Here is a 17,999-nt window from a genome sequence, read left to right on the forward strand (position 1 = left end):
TTAGGTCTGAGTTAGGTTTCTAAAAAGTCAATGAGATATTCACTCCGTAACGTCTGGTGGTAGGAGTAGCTCCTGCTTCAAACCCCTGAATATTTGTATCTGCAGTAGTTGCCAATACCTCGGGATCAAGGTTTAGCCCTTGCAATACATTGGGTGCTTTCCACCAAAGGTTTCTCCCTGATATGGAAATTCGTGCTGACCCGAAGGGAGTCTTTGAAAGCAAATTCTTAGGGATGCTGTAGCCTAATGAGATCTCTCTAAGGCGAATAACTGTGCCGTCATAAACATTGGTTTCGTCTGCGCCATAGGCTCCAAATCCATTGGTAAAGTGGTAGTCAAATGCGTTGACGCCAGTTGTGTTTCTAATCTTATTTCCATTGTCGTCTAAAAGTGCCGTTGCCACCTGCTTAGTCGGATCTCCATATACACCTGGCACTACACGATTACCTTCCCTGTCTTCCTGAATCTGCAATTGGCCACGTAGGAACAAGGATGCTGCCGTCACTGAATAGAATTGCCCTCCTTGTTTCCAATCCAATAGTGCAGTCAAAGTAATGCCTTTCCAGCTAAATGTATTTGTTAATCCAAGTGTGAAATCCGGAATAGGATTACCAATGATTGTGGCGACATTATCTGGGTAAGGCAAACCAGTAGATCCATTAATCAGCAAATTGCCTTCTTCATCTCTAGCGTTACGCGTCCCATAGATTTGGCCAAAAGGAGAACCTTTTTTATGGATATTTCCCAACACACCACTATTACCTCCACCAACTCCACCAAGAAGAATCTGTCCCTGTGGCCCAGCGTTAATAACCTCTGTACGCAAGCGGGTAAAGGCACCATAAATATTCCATGTAAAGCCATTAGACATTTTCAAGGGGGTGACATCCAATCCAATTTCCCATCCACGATTTTCTATCTCCCCAGCATTTACAATTGCTTCACTAAATCCACTAGACGAAGAAGTCCTAACAGGAATAATTTGGTCAATAGAGTTGCGTTTAAAATAAGTAATATCTAAACTAACCCGACCACTCTTGTGCGTAAACTCGGCACCAAACTCCACCTCACGCGTCTTCTCGTTCACTAGCGTCAGGTTACCCACTTGATTTCCTAAGGATGCCCTCCTGTAGACGGTTCCAGCTGCTCCTGTAAATGGAGTAGAAACTTGATACACGGTGTTGGTAAGATACGGATCGGCTTCCCGACCCACATTTGTGTAGGCCGCTCTTATTTTAGCAAAACTCAAAACATTGTTTAACACATCTGTTGCATCAGTTAATACAAAAGAAACGCTCGCTCCAGGATAGAAAAAGCTTCTGTTTTCCACAGGCAACGTAGAGGCCCAATCATTTCGGGCTACTAAGTTTACATTTAAAAATTTATTGTAGGTAAACTGCAAATCAGTATAGACACCAAAAAGTCTCCGTTGTCTCCTATTATCGTAAAAGTTGATTTGAGAAGACGTGTTTCTTAGTGTGTATAAATCAGGAACAATAAAATCAGCTCCGCCAGTAGCGGCATCAGTAAAGTCTCTCTGATTTGCGTTACCACCGAAAATACCTCTAAAACTGAGCTTTGGTGCAATGTCTTTTGTGGCTGTAAAGATCAAGTTATAATCCTGCTCGGTATTAACCAAGTCATTTAAAAAGATCTGCCCCGCTGGAAGCGCAACACCGCCTTTACGAGTAACACTTCTTCTTGCTTCTGAATAAGTGTTCATACCTCCTTTGAAAGTTACTTGCAACCAATCTTTTATGTCGTATTGGAAAGTCATATTTCCGAATACGCGATGAACATTACTATTGTACAGGTTGTATTTGGCAATCCACCGCGGATTATCCAAGGCACGGTAAAATACATTATTGCCATTTACTGGATTCTCAAATGGTAGGCCATTTAAATCAAAGTTTCTTGGCAGATAAAATATCCTGGAAAATATGGAGCCTTCTGCGCCTCCTGAATAATCGGTAAATATTGAAGGTCCCACTTGAGGTGTTTGCTGAGTTGTATTAACATAGTTCACACTACCGGAGATAAACAAGCCGTTGTCCAACGTACCCGAACCGCCAAAATTTATAGATGTGCGACCGGTTTCCTGATTTGGTGTAATACCCACATTTGACATCCTGGAAAAACCCGCATTAATAGAGTGTTTCTCACCACCACTGTTGATTGTGATTCCGTTTTCAACTAAAGAACCCCTTTGAAAGAACCCACCAATTATATCATAAGGCCTTGCGGGTTCCGCAACAGCATCATCTAAAATGCCGTTGCCGTTGTAATCTACATCAGCAATATACTGTGGGAACAACGCGCCATATCCCTGACCTATACCAAAGCCTACGCCAGTTAATTGGTTAGGAATAGTGCCCTCGGGATAACCCGTTGCATAAACCCTTGAATAGCGAGGTAGTCCTCCGAAATATGTCTGATTGATTTGATCTACATACTGTGGGAAAGGAGCTCCCCAGTTACCAATAAAACCTCCATTGTAGTTTTGGTTAGAGCCCTGCATGTACTTATTTTGAAAATCAGGTATCCCCGAAATCTCTTCAAAATTGACAGATCCATTATAAGCGATTTCAAGTCCTTTCTTGGAATTCTTTTTACCAGCTTTTGTAGTAACAACCACTACTCCATTGGTTGCACGTGAACCATAAAGTGCTGCTGCAGCTGCACCTTTTAACACTGTAATGGCCTCTATATTGTTTGGATCAAGGTCAAACGCACGGTTGGAATATTGAGTGCCTTGAGCCGCATTGTTTGATTGGCTCCCGGAATTAGCTCCTTGATAAGCGTTTACACCATTATCAAAGGGAATACCATCAACTACAAACAAAGGCTGTGTATTTCCTGTTAATGAAGAGAACCCTCTAATATTTATTCTGGTGGACTGTCCTGGGGCACCACCAGCTCCACTAATGTTTACTCCCGGCATCTTTCCTTGCAATGCACGTAATGGATCTGGCTCTGAGCGTTGTTGCATCGATGCGCCAGAAACACTTGCCACTGAGTAACCTAACGCTTTTTTCTCACGCTCTATACCAGCAGCAGTTACAACTACTTCTGATAGCTGCTGAACATCCGATGCAAGTGAAACATCGATGGTAGATCTATCACCAATGGCAACCTCAGAAGTCTTTAGTCCAATGAATGAAAATACCAGACTACCCCCGTTTGCAGGAGCATTTAAATTGTAGTTACCCTCCGCATCAGTAACTGTACCGTTTGTAGTCCCTTTGACTACCACGTTTACGCCAGGCAATCCAGATCCATCCTCTGCAGATGTCACCTTGCCTTTGACTGTTCGCTCTTGCGCTAAAGCCATTGTGGAAATGACTAAAAAACACAAAACGAAAATCCTTGACAGTAGATTTTCTCTCATAGTTTAAGTTTTAGTTATTAAATAATTAGGTTTTCAAACCTAAAAAAAAAAGTATTACTACCAAAATAAAAAAAGCTGAAATATTGAAAAAGCAAAAATAATATTTGAAAACTGCGATTTTAAGCGAATTTTTTAGCCTCGAGTTAGTATAAAAAGGCCTTTACTAAAGGTATGTGGGCTAAAATTTAACAACATTTTGGCCTTTTTTACAATAAACCCCGTTCTCGGAGGCCTTTTGGCAGCTTGGGTAAACTTAGAAGAATCGGTTTCTTTGATTAACGATTTATCAAGTAAAAAAAAATCGGCTGTGGCGATGGCTATATCATAAGGTGTCATTATTTCTTCGCCTGAAATGTTGAAAATTCCTGTAGCTTTTTTGGTTGCAGCCAGGTAGCAACCCATCGCTAGGTCTTCGGCCAAGGTGGGTGTGCGCCATTGGTCGTTTACCACATTAATGGTCTTTCCTTCTTCTAAACTCTTTTTTACCCAAAGCACAATATTAGAGCGGCTCATGTCTTTCGTAACCCCGTATACCAACACGGTTCGGGTAATTGTCCAGGGTATAGTGCTACTTTGAACAACTTTTTCTGCAGCCCACTTACTTTCACCATAATAACTTATTGGATTGGGAATAGCTTCCTCATCCAGCGGGCCATGGGTGCCATCAAAAATAAAATCTGTAGATAGATGAATTAAGTGAGTGTTTGAAAGGGCACAGGCAGCCACTAGATTTTCTACGGAAGTAACATTGCTGGCCCAACATTTTTCGCGTTCAGATTCGCATAAGTCAACATTGGTCATGGCTGCGGTATTGATGACCACATCTGGCTTGGCTTTTGAGATTACCTCCAGCACTTGGTCTTTATTCGTAATGTCCAATTGGTAGTACTCCCCTTTTGTAAGATGCAAAACCAATTTTGATTTTGCTGTGGCAATGAGGTAATCCTCTTTGGTTAAAATGAGTTCAACCAATTTCTGGCCAAGCAGGCCGTTGGCACCTGTAACTAGTATTCTCATTTCGGGTACTATTATTTATTAGGTGCTTCAGTAAACACGTATCCGTATAGTTTGGTGATCTTACTTTTTGGCATTTCTTCAACCATTACTACCATACGAATGTCTTCCAATGGCCTTTCTCCATTTGTTTGAACCGAGGCAATTTTATCAATTATCTCAAGACCTTTGATCACTTTACCAAACACGGTGTAGCCGCCATCTAGATGTGGAGCACCGCCAACTGTAGTATATGCTTTTATTTTTTCGGGAGAAACAAATTTCGCAAGTGTCATTCCAGTCTCTTTTTCTATTCGCGGCACTAAACTGAAAATCTTCTTTTTGTAGGCCTGCATATCGCCTGTTAGATATATCTTGTTGAGTGTATCAATCAATGGCTGATTGGCTGGGTTTTGCATGACTTGACGGAAGGCGGTATTAAATTTCATCTGATCGATACGCAAATCTTCTAAATCAGAAGAGAGGATAACCGTTCCTTGCACGATATAAAATTGACTTCCACTCGATGCCTTGGTTGGGTTTTGTTCATCGCCCAAACGTGCCGCAGATAACGCACCCTTCTCATGAAAAAGATTTGGATTAAATTCTGCATCCACCGTATACCCAGGACCTCCTTGACCCAACAGCTGGCCGGGTTGTGCACGCTTCGAATCTGGATCGCCACCTTGGATCATAAATTCAGCAATTACTCGATGAAACAATAGACTGTCGAAATAATGTTCTTTGGCAAGCTTTATAAAATTCGCTTTGTGCTTGGGCGTTTCGTCATACAATATTGCCACCATGTCGCCATACGATGTTTTGATGGTAACCACATAATCTGATTTCCCCGATTTCTGAGCACAGCTCGATACAAGACTTAACACCAGCAAACTAAAAGCAATCAATGATTTGTTCATACGTAAAATTTTGGCTCGCAAAATAAAACAAATTCGGCAATGGATGTAAGTCGCCTCTGTTAAGGATTAATAATCTGTGCGAGCTGCAACGATGTATCCAAAAAAATCATTTTAGGACTGCCATTGCGCTCAAGGTGATAGGCTGCTTGCGTTAGTAAACCCGATGCCCTTTCTACTTTTTCCACATTCATCACTTTGCCAAAATTTTTCAGGAAATCGGTCTCGGCAGCCGTAGCACGACTGATCGATTTCGCACCCACGGAATGCAGCAATGTTTCACGTAGCAATCCACTGCTATAGTGTATGAAATTCCGTTGACCCAATTTATCTAATTCATGAAACTCTTCGGCCATGCCCACAAGCCCGGCATAATCGCGTTTATGGCATGTGCGCATCCAGCCTACGAATCGATCTTGGAAATGATCTTCTTCTGTATCCATCCACTTCAAGGCGGCATTTAAATTCCCCTCCGCCAATCGCACTACTTCTTTGCGCTTTGCTTCATCGGTGTCACCTTTTGAAATTAAAAACTCTTCCAACTCTTGATCGGAAAGCATCGGTACTTGCACCAACTGTGTGCGCGAAATAATGGTGGGCAGTAACCGCTCAACTGCGTTGGTCACCAATATAAAAAAGGTATTGGTGGGAGGTTCCTCTAAAATTTTTAATATACCGTTAGCTGCTGAGGGATGCATCAATTCAGGCTGCCAAATAAGCATCACTTTGTAGGGGCTCTCAAAAGGTTTTAGCGTAAGTGTTTTAATGATTTCTCTACTTTCTTCTCGGGAGATCAGCGCCTGTTTGTCCTCACCTCCATAATAGTTGATCCAATCTGTTAAATCACCAAAGGGTTGCTCAATCAAAAAGCTTCGCCACGATTTTAATATCTCTGATTTAAAGCGTTCCTCATCTTTATCGTTTTTGATATTGCCCAACGGAAAAACAAAGCTGGTATCGGGATGGACATATTTTAAACTTTTGCTACATGCCGGGCACACACCACAAGCACCTTCACTGGATTTATTTTGACAATGCAAATAGGTAGCATACGCCAATGCCAATGGCAAATTGAGCGACCCTTGCTTACCGGCAAACAATTGGGCATGAGCGATGTGGTTTGATTGAGCAGCACGTATAAGTGTGCTTTTTATTTCTGACAAACCAGGGATGGAGGTGAAGTTCATAGATCAGTAGGCAGTAAGCAATTGACTATAGAAAGTAGGCAGTAAGCAGTAGCCAGTAGGCAGGGATCAAACCTAAATTGGAACAGATGGCGAAGTAAATCCTTCTTCATTTCTAAGATACTATAAAATGTTGACTAGTCCATTTGCCTACTGCGCTTGCCTACTGCTTAACTAATTCATGAGTTTGAGATTTTCTCCCACACTCTTTCTTTCGCGGTTGATTCAAAAACAATTTTATAAATTTCCTTATCGAGTTCTGTTAACGGGATGCCCCTGCGCTCCATTGCTTTTTGTGCCGTGTGAATCGCTTTTTCAAATTGATAGGTAGTAAAACCTGCTGCCCCCCCCCACGAATACGAAGGGATGATATTTCGCGGAAAGCCATCGCCAAAAATATTTGAGCTCACGCCCGTAACCGTGCCTGTATTGAACATGGTGTTGATGCCGCACTTGCTGTGGTCGGCCATCATCAAACCACAAAACACCAACCCTGTGTCGGTGAACCCGTTTTTCGCATAGCTCCACAACTTCACGTTTTCATAATTGTTTTTCAAATTTGAAGTGTTACTATCGGCACCGAAGTTACACCACTCCCCTATCACCGAGCAACCCAAAAAACCATCGTGGGCTTTGTTGCTATTTGCGAAAAAAACAGAAGCGCTCACTTCGCCACCAACCTTACAACCCGGGCCAATCGAAACATCGCCCCGCATTTTTCCGCCCATGTTCACGACAGAGCCCTCCCCTAGTGCAAAAGGCCCACGAATCATTGCTCCTTCTTGCACTTGCGAATTTTTTCCCAAGTAGATCGGACCATTTTCTGCATTTAGAATAGCTGACCAAATTTTTACTCCTGGCTCAATAAAAATATTTTGTTCGTTATAGGTTCGGGTATGTTTATCCAAAATGGCTTCGGATTTTCTTCCCTTGGTGATGAGTTGAAAATCTGCTCCTAATTGATTGCCATTGTGTTGAAAAATCTTCCACATCTGGTCGATCAATATAATTTCACGTTGGTATTCATTCACTTTGCCTGCAATCACTTCTGGCACTTCATCGTCAGGGGTGCGCACGGCCAGTATCATATTGTTTTTGGTGAGTGCATCGCCATTATTTAATTTCAACACGGCATCGACCAAATCTGCATCCGGACAAAGTGCCCCGTTGATCCAAAGATTATCGTTTTCATGCCGAAGTGGGAATTTTTTGGTGAGATACGACTCTGTCGAAAATGAGGGAGTAAGATTCAATCGCTTCTCCCATTTTTCAGCAATCGTTAAAATGCCTGTTCGGATAGTGGCCACCGGTCGGGTAAACGTAAAAGGCAATAAATTTTGACGGATGGTGGGGTGATCGAAAAGAATAAGGTTCATTGGGCGAAGGTAACATCTTGGATATTTAAACTTTCAATTTTAAGTCAATAAAAAAAGCCTCTTCGAGAGAGGCTTTCAATATTGTTAATAGTCAATAAAATTATTGAGCCGTTTCTTTCTTTCCGTATTTCTTTTGGAATTTTTCGACACGGCCAGCCGTATCCAAAAACATTTTCTTTCCTGTGAAGAAAGGGTGCGATGCAGAGCTCACCTCCACTTTAATTACAGGGTACTCTTTACCATCCGTCCACTTAATCGTTTCTTTAGGCACGTTGGTTGAGCGTGACAAGAATTTGAAATCACTGGAAGTATCCCAAAAAATGACTTCTTTATAGTTAGGGTGAATCTCTTTTTTCATTGTTTTAAACTTTTTAATGGTTTTTGCATGATTTTGACCATGCGTTATATTTAAAGGACTGCAAAAGTAGGGATTTTGGGCATATTGGCAAGGATTGAATTGGGGATATTTTGAGTTGCAACCAAAATGGTTGTATTTTGCATTTAAAATCCATTTTCTATGGCATCCATCACTATAAAAAATATGCCCGACAGCATCTACAAAAAGTTGAAGAATCGGGCTAAATCTAATAACCGAAGTATCAATGGAGAGGTAGTTAACCTTTTAAAAAAAGAGCTAGAAATGGATTTTGACTCCCAAAAAATAATGGAACAGGCTAAATTGACTAGAAGTTGGGCCATTGGCCCGATGATAACAGACAAAGAAATTAATGAGTTTAAAAATGCTGGCAGGGAATGATTGTGGTGGATGTAAATGTTATGGCCTACCTATGGCTGCCATCACAACATAACGCAGTGATAAACGAATTGCTGGTCAATGATAAAGATTGGAATTCATCCTTTCTGTGGAGAAGTGAATTTAGAAACATTTTAACTGGCTATGTTCGAAGAAAGCAATACACGCTAGCACAGGCAATTGAAATTCAAGAAAAGGCAGAGAACCAGATGAAGGGAAGAGAATTTGTTGTTCAATCATCAAATGTGCTTGGGCTGACAGAACGCTCAACCTGCTCAGCTTACGATTGTGAATACGTTGCCTTAGCATCTCAATTGAATGTTAACCTCATCACCTACGACAAACAAGTGATTCACGCATTTCCAGAAATCGCCATGACCGCAGAGCAATATCTAACTAACTTGAAGAAATGAAATACAGTTCGGCCATTCTCTTTTACTTGTTAACAATGTCGGGTCTCGCCCAAAGCACCAACGCCCCTTTGAATGAGGACTACTACCATTGGCTAAGTCGATACGAAATCAAGGCTGGTCGCATTGCCCCAGAGTGGTTTTCATCCGTAAAGCCTGCGAAAAGAAACATGTTGGTCGCCTTTGTCGATTCGTTGCAGTCAAAAGATAACGTGTTCACTTCTCGCTCAGACCAATTCAACTACGAATACTTGCGCAACGACAACTGGGAATGGAGTCGAGCGGCAACCAGCGATAGCAAAAAACCTTTTCGAAAAATCTATCAGAAAAAATCTGATTTTGCTTTTGTGGATAAACCCGAATTTGATTTACACGTAAACCCCGTTTTGTATGTAGGCGTTGCCAATGACTCGCGCACCAATACAATGGCCACCGTCAATACGCGTGGTGTAGAAATCCGCGGCATGATCGATAAGAAAATCGGGTTCTATACCTACCTCACCGATAATCAGATGATTTTGCCATCGTATGTAAGCGATCAGTTATCCACCTATCCAGTAATACCACACGAGGGCTTTTGGAAAACATATAAAACCAATGGGGTTGATTTTTTTCAAGCACGTGCCTATATCGATTTTAATGTGACCAAACACATTTACATGCAAGTGGGTCATGACCAAACCTTTATTGGAAATGGCTATCGCTCGTTGATTTTTTCTGATTACTCACCACCCAATTTCTTTTTGCGCGCCAATGCCAAAGTGTGGAAAATCAATTACCTCTTTCAGCTCAATCGATTGACAGGAAATGAGCGCGGAAGCGTGGGTGGCTCTTCCGCTGGCAAGCGTTATCCCGAAAAATACATGGCCTTTCACCACGCGAGCGTTAACATTGGTAAAAAATTTAACCTTGGTTTTTTTGAGTCGGTTGTATTCACGCCCACGGATTCTATTAACGGAGGGAAGTTTGACGTGGGTTATTTGAATCCTGTCATTTTTTACCGCGCCATCGAGCAACAGTTTGGCAGTACTGATAATGCCCTTCTTGGAATTGACTTTAAATGGAATGCCCTGAAAGGAGTTTCGCTTTATGGCCAAGCCGTGCTAGATGAATTTGTAGCACGCGAAGCTTTTTCGAGCAAAGGCTGGTGGGGAAACAAGTATGCCTTGCAAGCTGGGCTCAAGTACATTGATGTGGGCGGAATCAATAACTTAGATCTTCAATTGGAGGCAAATGTGGTGCGGCCTTTTACCTACTCGCACGATACGCAAAGCAATTACAGTAATTATAGCCAAGCGTTGGCTCATCCCTTGGGCGCCAACTTCAACGAGCTGGTGGCCATTGTTCGCTATCAGCCGATTCCAAAACTAAACTTAAGCGCTAAACTCTTTTATGCCAAAACGGGGCGCGATAGTGTGAACCAAAATTATGGAGGCGATATTTTGAAAGACAACCGCACACGGCAGCAAGACTATGGCAACCAAATTGGGCAAGGTTTTGCCAATAAAATCACGTTCATGGATTTTACGGCATCGTATATGTTTAAGCACAATTTGTTTATTGATGTAAAGCATGTTATCCGCAAGAGTGAAAGTGAATTGGCTTTTTACAATAACAACACATCGTTTACGTCCTTATCGATACGGTGGAATATTCCTCAGCGCACGTACGAGTTCTAATTTTTTTTGAATGAAAATATTCTTTCGGATTCTTTCTTATGCCAATAGCATCAAGTCTAGGCTTGCATTCTTTTTTTTCTATTCGATACTCGGAATTATTTTTGGGGCAGTCAATATTGTACTGGCCATTCCTATGTTCAATATTCTATTTAAACAGGGAGAGGGTGACGTGATTGTTCCTGATTTACCACCTTTCAGTTTTTCTAAAGATTTCGTAATTGGTTCATTCGATCATTACTATATAGCCATCATCAGAGATCATGGAACTATCAATGCTCTATTATTCATTTGCGCATTGATTGTAGTTTTTAGGATTCTAGCAAACTTGTTTGTGTACCTCGAAAGAGTAATGGCAACAAAAATTCGTGTGGATCTTGTTAAAAACATACGAATGGATATTTTCTCCAAAGTGACCACCATGCACATTGGTTTTTTTAATGACAGCAGAAGAGGCGATTTAATTTCCAGATTTACTAACGATGTAAATGAAGTGGAAAACGGAGTCATGAATAGTCTAAAGGCTGTGTTGAAAGAGCCCATCACTATTGTTGTTTATTTCGCATTTCTATTCACTATCTCTGCGAAGCTTACCTTATTCACCCTTTTGATCTTACCGCTCACAGGCGGTGCACTTGCGGAAATTATTAAAAGACTAAAAAAGCAAGCCGTTTCAAGTCAACAATCTTTGGGAAGAATTGTAAATATCCTAGATGAAACATTTGGAGGAATGCGCGTGATTAAGGCTTTCAACGCTCGCAACTTTATCATCAATAAAATTCAAAAGGAAAGTGATTTTTATAGAAAGACTACCAAATCAATGTCTTATAAAAACGAGTTGGCATCGCCCATTTCAGAAATTCTAGGAGTCTTGATTGTTGCTGTAATCATGTTTTATGGAGGCAATATGGTATTGTCTGGTGAACTAAATGCAGGTGTTTTTATAGGATTTATTGCACTATTTGCAATGATCATCCAACCTGCCAAAAACTTTTCTAATGGACTCACTTCCTTGCAAAGAGGAACTGCATCCGCAAAACGAATCTTCGATTTGATTGATATGCAACCGATGATTCAAAACAAACCAGGGGCTGTCTCTTTAACTGCTTTTACTAGTATCATCGAATTCAAAAACGTTTCCTTTGCTTACGATACCGATCATGTTTTAAAAAACATTAATCTAAAAATTGAAAAAGGGAAAACAATTGCACTCATCGGGCCATCGGGCGGAGGCAAATCTACCTTGGCGGATTTAGTGCCGCGGTTTTATGACCCCACCCAAGGCGAGGTTTGCATTGATGGGATTTCAATCGCAGATTATGATTTGGAATCGATGCGTCAGCACTTGGGCATTGTTACGCAAGAATCGATTTTATTCAACGACACCATTTTCAACAACATCGCTTTTGGAAAACCCAATGTGAGCGAAGAAGAAGTAATACAAGCCGCTAAAATCGCCAATGCCCACGACTTCATCATGCAAACCGAAAACGGTTACGAAACAAAAATCGGTGAGCGGGGCTCCAAACTTTCGGGCGGACAACGCCAACGGTTGAGTATTGCGCGTGCTGTTTTAAAAAATCCGCCTATACTAATCTTAGACGAAGCAACCTCCGCCCTCGACTCGGAATCAGAAAAACTGGTTCAAGAGGCGTTGTTCAATCTCATGAAAAACAGAACATCCATTGTGATTGCTCATCGGCTGAGCACCATTCAGCATGCCGATGAAATTGTGGTGATTCAAGATGGCACGATTGCCGAGCGTGGCACACATGAAGAGTTGAATCAAAAAAATGGTATTTATAAAAAGCTATCCGACATTCAAAAAACCGCCTAGCAGGTAAGGTTTTAATAGTTATTTCACTTTTGCATGAATTGAAAAACCCTAAGTTTGTAATCTTAAACACCCTTTCATGAACAAGCGCAGGTTAATTTTTCTTTCCGTTTTTACAGCATATCATTTAGCATCTGTTATTGTTACCATTTTTGTAGAAGCAAACAAAGAGGATTTATCACTCCTGTATAGCATGTTTGGCAAGATAACATGGTTTAAATACGGAACCCTGCTCGGCTTAGGTTTGGTGATGGCCGAAGCGATTTGGACATGGCTAGACAATAAAAATTTCGAGAAAGAAAAAGAGGCGATGCGCCACGAAAACAACGTGCTGAAGGCGAAGGTGTACGATCTACAAAACGGATCCAAACAATCAACTTCTATCACCAAGTAAAGAATCATGGAACTCAAATCCGTTATTACTGCTGAGCTGAATCAGGCCGCTGACGTTTTATCAAAATTTATTCAAGACGAAAAAAACATTGCCGCCATTGAATTGGCCGCCAGCGCCATTGCCCAATCGCTGAAGGCAGGTGGCAAAATCATCTCGTGTGGCAATGGTGGCTCGCACTGCGATGCCATGCACTTTGCCGAAGAACTTACGGGCAAATATCGCGAACCACGCAAAGCTATTCCTGCCATTTGTATTTCAGACCCTTCGCACATTTCGTGCGTGAGTAACGACTACGGTTATGAGTTTGTGTTTTCTCGCTACCTCGAGGCACTCGGCAACAAAGGAGATGTGTTGTTGGGTATTAGTACCAGCGGCAACTCTGCCAATATCATCCGTGCAGCCGAAACAGCAAAAGCCAAAGGAATGACGGTGATTATCCTTTCGGGAAAAGATGGAGGTAAGCTCGCACCCTTAGCCGATATTGAATTACGCGTTCCTCATTTTGGTTATGCCGACCGCATCCAAGAAATCCACATCAAGATCATCCATATTTTGATGCTGTTGATTGAAAAGCAGGTTGCTTGATTTAGTCAATTAGGCACTAGGCATTGGACAGAAAGTCCGCACATTTAGTTTTGCCTCTTACTTTTTCTAATACAAAGATTTTGCCTACTGCTTACTGCCAACTGCCTACTTCTTTTTACATATATTTACTTTACAATTTAGATACATGGTTTCAAAAACATTTGGGAGCGCGGTGCATGGGGTAGATGCGAAGACCATCACAGTGGAAGTGGATGTAACACAAGGGCAAAAATTTTTTCTCACTGGCCTGCCAGATAATGCCATCAAAGAAAGTCAGCACCGAATAGAGTCAGCTATCAAAAGTTTGGGATACTTTTTTCCACGCAATAAAGTGGTTGTCAACTTGGCTCCGGCTGATATTCGGAAAGAGGGATCTGCCTACGACCTTCCCATCGCTCTTTGTATTCTAGCTGCTTCCGGTCAAATCACTACCGACCTTTTAGAAAAGTATGTGATCATGGGTGAGCTTTCGCTCGATGGCGATCTTCGCCCCATCAAAGGTGTGTTGCCCATCTCCATTCAATCGCGGAAAGAAAAACATCAAGGATTTATTTTGCCGAAGAAAAATGCAAAGGAAGCGGCCATCGTCAACAGCTTGGATGTAATTGGTGTGGAAACATTGCAACAAGCCATTGATTTTGTAGAAGGCAAATTAAAAATCGAACCACTGGTAGTGGACACACGCGATGTGTTTCAAAGTAAAGTCAACAACTACGATGCTGACTTCAAAGATGTGCAAGGGCAAGAGAATATTAAAAGAGCATTAGAGATTGCTGCAGCCGGAGGGCACAACGCCATTATGATCGGGCCACCAGGGGCAGGCAAAACCATGTTGGCAAAACGGTTGCCTTCCATTTTACCTCCACTTACGCTGAACGAAGCATTGGAAACCACCAAAATACATTCCGTGGCGGGCAAGGTTGGTGCCGATGGAACACTGCTCACTACACGGCCTTTTAGATCGCCCCATCATACCATATCGGATGTTGCATTGGTAGGTGGCGGTGGCAATCCACAGCCGGGAGAAATTTCTCTTTCGCACAACGGAGTTCTGTTTTTAGATGAGTTGCCAGAATTTAAACGAACCGTTTTGGAAGTAATGCGCCAGCCGATGGAAGAAAGGCGCGTCACCATCTCGCGTGCAAAAGTTTCCATTGATTATCCTGCCAATTTTATGTTGGTGGCCAGCATGAACCCCTGCCCATGTGGTTACTACAATCATCCAGAAAAAGAATGTGTGTGCGGCCCAGGTGTAGTGCAGCGCTATTTAAGTAAAGTGAGTGGGCCCTTGCTCGACCGTATTGATTTGCATGTGGAAGTGGTGCCGGTAAGTTTTGACCAGATGACTACGCAGCGAAAAAATGAAACAAGTGAAGTGATCCGCGAGCGTGTGGTGAAGGCGCGTGAACTGCAAAGCGAGCGTTTCAAAAATCAAAAAGAAATTTATTGCAATGCCATGATGCCCGCCAACATGGTAAAAGAAATCTGCGTTATCAACGATGCGGGTCGCACCTTGTTAAAAACCGCTATGGAGCGATTGGGTCTTTCGGCACGCGCTTATGATCGAATTCTAAAAGTCTCGCGTACCATTGCCGACTTGGCCGGCTCACCTGAAATTAAAATCGAGCATTTGGCTGAGGCTATTCAATACAGAAGTTTGGATAGAGAAGGATGGGCGGGGTGATTAATCACCTGCTTTCATATTATTGAAAATACGCTGATGCGTCAAGTTTTGTAAAACAGATGGTAAGACCCTCTGCGGATCAGCCTGCCTAGAGCGGACAGCCTTTCACTTGGTCTCTGCTTATGCCACCCAAAACAGGTTTTGCCTGGCCCAACAAATGTGTGGGCGAGAAGAGCAATGAGGATCACGACCATCCCTGCTCTAATGGACATGCTTGCCATTGAAAGCTGTGTGGTCACGATAGACGCAATGGGCTGCCAACAGGATATTGCCTAGAAAATCCTCGACAAAAAGGCCGATTATATTTTGATGGTGAAGGACCGCTGCACTAGATGATGGGTACAGAAGTTTGGTGCTGAAATGTTAAACCCAGATTTTGCAGTAGAACTATCCAGTCAGACTTAGTGGCAGGTTTATTTTTTGGACATTTGAGAATAATCCATCATACCATTGCCTTCTTTTGAGTGGGACGGACATTTTCAGTACCCATTTTTGGGCTTCCTGCTCCACCCAACTTCCAACTGCAAAGCAGTTGAACCTTAATGTGGAAAGCTTGGGCTGTGGCTGTTTTTGATGGGTTATTTGGCGGAACAGGCTCATCAAATTATAGGCTACCATCACAAAGCGCATAGCTGTTTCAGTAGCACAAAAACTATCCATGCAAAAGCCTTCTGTACCGAAATCTTCTTTCAACTCCTTGATCCTGTTTTCGGCATCACCCCTGCGCTTATATTGTTCCCATATTTCTGTTGCCGGCAGGGCTTGGTTAGTGACAAAGGCATGGTACCTTTTGCGGTACACTTTTTCGTCCGCTATGCCCATGCTGCTGAATAATGTCTTGAGCTTCTTACCCGTTGCCCTGGCCCTGATTTCTTCACTTTGTTTGATGACCACAATCCTACGGGCTTTGCCCCAGCCGCCTTGCTGGTAGTTTATTTCCGATACCCATAAGCCTTCGCCTATCGCATTCCATTGGGTGATACCATAAATGCTGGCTTGTAAATTGGCATACAGCTTACAGGCAATGACGTAGGGGATATTTCTCTGCTCAATGAAATCCAAGACTGTACCGGTACAAAACCCACTATCGGCCCTGAACAACCCTACTGTTTTGTTTTTGAGGATGGCAAAGGTCTCTTCTAAAAAATGGATGCAGTTGCTGTTGCTCCCTGTATTGCCGCTGCGGTTCCAGCAATTGGCCACCATGCGTATGTCATTGACAAAAGCAAACAAGGGATGATGGCTGCCACGGCCAGGCTTCTTGGGGTTGTACCCTTTTTTGCTGCCTTCCTGTTCCCCGTAACGGGTGATCACACTGCTGTCCATATCCAACGTATAATTGTCGAATTGGATCTGCTCAAAAAACCACGTGTACAGTTCAATGAAAATTTGGTGGTTCATTGAGGGCGTAAACTTTTTAAAGAACCGCCCGAAGGTGGTCCCCGAAGCAACCCGCTTCCATCCAAATATCTGGCGCAACACTTCATCAACCCGCACCACCGCTGTGTGACTAAAACGAAAGCAACCAATCCAGATGCCCACCCAAAAACTCTCTATTATACCCACGGCATCTATCCGGTTGTTACTCTTGCTCTCAGGCAAACCAAGCTCGGCCAACTTCTTGCTGATCCCAGTTTGGTCAATCAATATTTTCATCTCTTTCATCCCGCCCCACGCTGTTACTAATTTATCGGTATAGTGGTGTTCCATATTCAAATATAAGACACCTTGTCACTATTTCATTCTACTGCAAAATCTGGGTTAAAAGAGATTTGCCTGCAAAATTGCACAAATAGTCCTCTGTTTTTCTGCCATTCTATTATATTTGCAGCCCTTAAGTGCTCTGGAGAGGTGGGTGAGAGGCTTAAACCAACAGTTTGCTAAACTGTCGTAGGGGTTAAACCTTACCGGGGGTTCGAATCCCCCCCTCTCCGCTTACGTTACTGGTCTCGTAGCTCAGCTGGATAGAGCAACTGCCTTCTAAGCAGTAGGTCGCTGGTTCGAATCCAGCCGGGATCACAAAAAAATTGGCTCATAAAGATGTTTTCATATCTTTGCAGCCCATTAAAAATGTTCGGGGTGTAGCGTAGCCCGGTATCGCGCTTGGTTTGGGACCAAGAGGTCGTCAGTTCGAATCTGGCCACCCCGACAAAAGCCTCTCAATAATTGGGAGGCTTTTTCAATTTTATGGCGTTCATAGTTTATATACTCTTCAGCGAGTCCTGCCAAAAATTCTACAGCGGCCAGACGCATGATTTTGAGAATAGGCTAATTGAACATAACAGTGGCGAAACAAAATCCATTAGGTCTTGTGCACCATGGAGGCCCGTTTGGACAAAAGTGGTCTACACACGGTTAGAGGCTGTCGCGCTGGAAAAGAAAATAAAATCGAGGGGAGCGGCAAGGTTCCTGGCTGACATAGGTGCCTCTATTTAGCCGAATCGCGTGGCGCGCTTCGCGCCAAGGTCGTCAGTTCGAATCTGGCCACCCCGACAAAAGCCTCTCAATGATAGGGAGGCTTTTTCAATTTTATGGCGTTCATAGTTTATATACTCTTCAGCGAGTCCTGCCAAAAATTCTACAGCGGCCAGACGCATGATTTTGAGAATAGGCTAATTGAACATAACAGTAGCGAAACAAAATCCATTAGGTCTTGTGCGCCATGGAGGCCCGTTTGGACAAAAGTGGTCTGCACACGGTTAGAGGCTGTCGCGCTGGAAAAGAAAATAAAATCGAGGGGAGCGGCAAGGTTCCTGGCTGACATAGGTGCCTCTATTTAGCCGAATCGCGTGGCGCGCTTCGCG

Annotated in this window: 16 protein-coding genes and 3 tRNA genes; 12 read left to right on the forward strand and 7 right to left on the reverse strand. The window is 42.8% G+C overall.

Going from position 1 to position 17,999, the window contains the following annotated elements:
- Window positions 1-19: 19 nt before the first annotated feature.
- The 6 genes from KA713_11215 to KA713_11240 all read right to left on the reverse strand — a co-directional run bounded on the left by KA713_11215 (window position 20) and on the right by KA713_11240 (window position 8,216).
- Entirely contained in the window at window positions 20-3,388 is a 3,369-nt protein-coding gene (locus KA713_11215; protein ID UXE65070.1) for a SusC/RagA family TonB-linked outer membrane protein, read from the reverse strand.
- A 132-nt stretch (window positions 3,389-3,520) separates the two neighbouring features.
- Window positions 3,521-4,405, reverse strand: a complete 885-nt coding sequence (locus KA713_11220; protein ID UXE65071.1) for an NAD(P)-dependent oxidoreductase — start codon at window positions 4,403-4,405, stop codon at window positions 3,521-3,523.
- An 11-nt stretch (window positions 4,406-4,416) separates the two neighbouring features.
- Window positions 4,417-5,301: a peptidylprolyl isomerase gene (locus KA713_11225; GenBank protein UXE65072.1), complete on the reverse strand. Its 885-nt coding sequence runs from the start codon at window positions 5,299-5,301 to the stop codon at window positions 4,417-4,419.
- A gap of 59 nt (window positions 5,302-5,360) precedes the next feature.
- Window positions 5,361-6,485, reverse strand: a complete 1,125-nt coding sequence (locus KA713_11230) for a DNA polymerase III subunit delta (GenBank protein UXE65073.1) — start codon at window positions 6,483-6,485, stop codon at window positions 5,361-5,363.
- A 176-nt stretch (window positions 6,486-6,661) separates the two neighbouring features.
- The gene (locus tag KA713_11235; GenBank protein UXE65074.1) at window positions 6,662-7,858 is read right to left on the reverse strand and encodes a GlmU family protein; all 1,197 of its coding nucleotides are present in this window, start codon (window positions 7,856-7,858) and stop codon (window positions 6,662-6,664) included.
- Window positions 7,859-7,958: 100 nt separating this feature from the next.
- Window positions 7,959-8,216: a type B 50S ribosomal protein L31 gene (locus KA713_11240; GenBank protein UXE65075.1), complete on the reverse strand. Its 258-nt coding sequence runs from the start codon at window positions 8,214-8,216 to the stop codon at window positions 7,959-7,961.
- A 159-nt stretch (window positions 8,217-8,375) separates the two neighbouring features.
- Here KA713_11240 and KA713_11245 point away from each other — a divergent pair, with 159 nt between their 5' ends.
- The 7 genes from KA713_11245 (at window position 8,376) to KA713_11275 (ending at window position 15,195) form a co-directional block, all read left to right on the forward strand.
- On the forward strand, window positions 8,376-8,615 hold the full coding sequence (locus KA713_11245) for an Arc family DNA-binding protein (GenBank protein ID UXE65076.1): 240 nt from the start codon (window positions 8,376-8,378) through the stop codon (window positions 8,613-8,615).
- A 20-nt stretch (window positions 8,616-8,635) separates the two neighbouring features.
- Window positions 8,636-9,025 (forward strand): type II toxin-antitoxin system VapC family toxin, encoded by a 390-nt coding sequence (locus tag KA713_11250; protein ID UXE65077.1) that lies wholly within the window; start codon window positions 8,636-8,638, stop codon window positions 9,023-9,025.
- Window positions 9,022-10,701, forward strand: coding sequence for a hypothetical protein (locus tag KA713_11255; protein ID UXE65078.1), 1,680 nt, complete (start codon window positions 9,022-9,024; stop codon window positions 10,699-10,701). The genes KA713_11250 and KA713_11255 overlap by 4 nt, the downstream gene beginning before the upstream one ends.
- 10 nt (window positions 10,702-10,711) lie before the next feature.
- A complete protein-coding gene (locus KA713_11260; protein UXE65079.1) occupies window positions 10,712-12,535 on the forward strand; it encodes an ABC transporter ATP-binding protein in 1,824 nt (607 codons plus the stop codon).
- 76 nt (window positions 12,536-12,611) lie between these two features.
- Window positions 12,612-12,926: a hypothetical protein gene (locus KA713_11265; protein UXE65080.1), complete on the forward strand. Its 315-nt coding sequence runs from the start codon at window positions 12,612-12,614 to the stop codon at window positions 12,924-12,926.
- Between the two features lie 6 nt (window positions 12,927-12,932).
- Window positions 12,933-13,511 carry a D-sedoheptulose 7-phosphate isomerase gene (gene lpcA / locus KA713_11270; GenBank protein UXE65081.1) on the forward strand — a complete coding sequence of 193 codons (579 nt, stop codon included), beginning with the start codon at window positions 12,933-12,935 and terminating at the stop codon, window positions 13,509-13,511.
- 145 nt (window positions 13,512-13,656) lie between these two features.
- The gene (locus KA713_11275; GenBank protein ID UXE65082.1) at window positions 13,657-15,195 is read left to right on the forward strand and encodes a YifB family Mg chelatase-like AAA ATPase; all 1,539 of its coding nucleotides are present in this window, start codon (window positions 13,657-13,659) and stop codon (window positions 15,193-15,195) included.
- Between the two features lie 387 nt (window positions 15,196-15,582).
- Here KA713_11275 and KA713_11280 read toward each other — a convergent pair whose 3' ends face one another.
- Window positions 15,583-16,905 (reverse strand): IS1380 family transposase, encoded by a 1,323-nt coding sequence (locus KA713_11280; protein ID UXE65083.1) that lies wholly within the window; start codon window positions 16,903-16,905, stop codon window positions 15,583-15,585.
- Between the two features lie 135 nt (window positions 16,906-17,040).
- On the opposite strand from KA713_11280, the gene KA713_11285 reads away from it, so the two are divergent.
- From KA713_11285 to KA713_11305, 5 genes are all read left to right on the forward strand, one after another.
- Window positions 17,041-17,129, forward strand: a tRNA-Ser gene (locus tag KA713_11285).
- Window positions 17,130-17,140: 11 nt separating this feature from the next.
- Window positions 17,141-17,214, forward strand: a tRNA-Arg gene (locus KA713_11290).
- 56 nt (window positions 17,215-17,270) lie between these two features.
- Window positions 17,271-17,344, forward strand: a tRNA-Pro gene (locus KA713_11295).
- Window positions 17,345-17,382: 38 nt separating this feature from the next.
- Window positions 17,383-17,631 carry a GIY-YIG nuclease family protein gene (locus tag KA713_11300; protein UXE65084.1) on the forward strand — a complete coding sequence of 83 codons (249 nt, stop codon included), beginning with the start codon at window positions 17,383-17,385 and terminating at the stop codon, window positions 17,629-17,631.
- A gap of 95 nt (window positions 17,632-17,726) precedes the next feature.
- Window positions 17,727-17,975 carry a GIY-YIG nuclease family protein gene (locus KA713_11305; GenBank protein UXE65085.1) on the forward strand — a complete coding sequence of 83 codons (249 nt, stop codon included), beginning with the start codon at window positions 17,727-17,729 and terminating at the stop codon, window positions 17,973-17,975.
- Window positions 17,976-17,999: the final 24 nt, after the last annotated feature.

Source organism: Chryseotalea sp. WA131a, from assembly GCA_025370075.1.
Lineage (GTDB): Bacteria > Bacteroidota > Bacteroidia > Cytophagales > Cyclobacteriaceae > ELB16-189.

Coding starts and splice junctions, on each gene's coding strand:
- KA713_11300 (UXE65084.1), top strand. CDS start 17,383: ATGGCGTTCATAGTTTATATACTCTTCAGCGAGTCCTGCCAAAAATTC.
- KA713_11220 (UXE65071.1), bottom strand. CDS start 4,405: ATGAGAATACTAGTTACAGGTGCCAACGGCCTGCTTGGCCAGAAATTG.
- KA713_11255 (UXE65078.1), top strand. CDS start 9,022: ATGAAATACAGTTCGGCCATTCTCTTTTACTTGTTAACAATGTCGGGT.
- KA713_11280 (UXE65083.1), bottom strand. CDS start 16,905: ATGGAACACCACTATACCGATAAATTAGTAACAGCGTGGGGCGGGATG.
- KA713_11250 (UXE65077.1), top strand. CDS start 8,636: ATGGCCTACCTATGGCTGCCATCACAACATAACGCAGTGATAAACGAA.
- KA713_11275 (UXE65082.1), top strand. CDS start 13,657: ATGGTTTCAAAAACATTTGGGAGCGCGGTGCATGGGGTAGATGCGAAG.
- KA713_11225 (UXE65072.1), bottom strand. CDS start 5,301: ATGAACAAATCATTGATTGCTTTTAGTTTGCTGGTGTTAAGTCTTGTA.
- KA713_11265 (UXE65080.1), top strand. CDS start 12,612: ATGAACAAGCGCAGGTTAATTTTTCTTTCCGTTTTTACAGCATATCAT.
- KA713_11305 (UXE65085.1), top strand. CDS start 17,727: ATGGCGTTCATAGTTTATATACTCTTCAGCGAGTCCTGCCAAAAATTC.
- KA713_11245 (UXE65076.1), top strand. CDS start 8,376: ATGGCATCCATCACTATAAAAAATATGCCCGACAGCATCTACAAAAAG.
- KA713_11260 (UXE65079.1), top strand. CDS start 10,712: ATGAAAATATTCTTTCGGATTCTTTCTTATGCCAATAGCATCAAGTCT.
- lpcA (UXE65081.1), top strand. CDS start 12,933: ATGGAACTCAAATCCGTTATTACTGCTGAGCTGAATCAGGCCGCTGAC.
- KA713_11240 (UXE65075.1), bottom strand. CDS start 8,216: ATGAAAAAAGAGATTCACCCTAACTATAAAGAAGTCATTTTTTGGGAT.
- KA713_11215 (UXE65070.1), bottom strand. CDS start 3,388: ATGAGAGAAAATCTACTGTCAAGGATTTTCGTTTTGTGTTTTTTAGTC.
- KA713_11230 (UXE65073.1), bottom strand. CDS start 6,485: ATGAACTTCACCTCCATCCCTGGTTTGTCAGAAATAAAAAGCACACTT.
- KA713_11235 (UXE65074.1), bottom strand. CDS start 7,858: ATGAACCTTATTCTTTTCGATCACCCCACCATCCGTCAAAATTTATTG.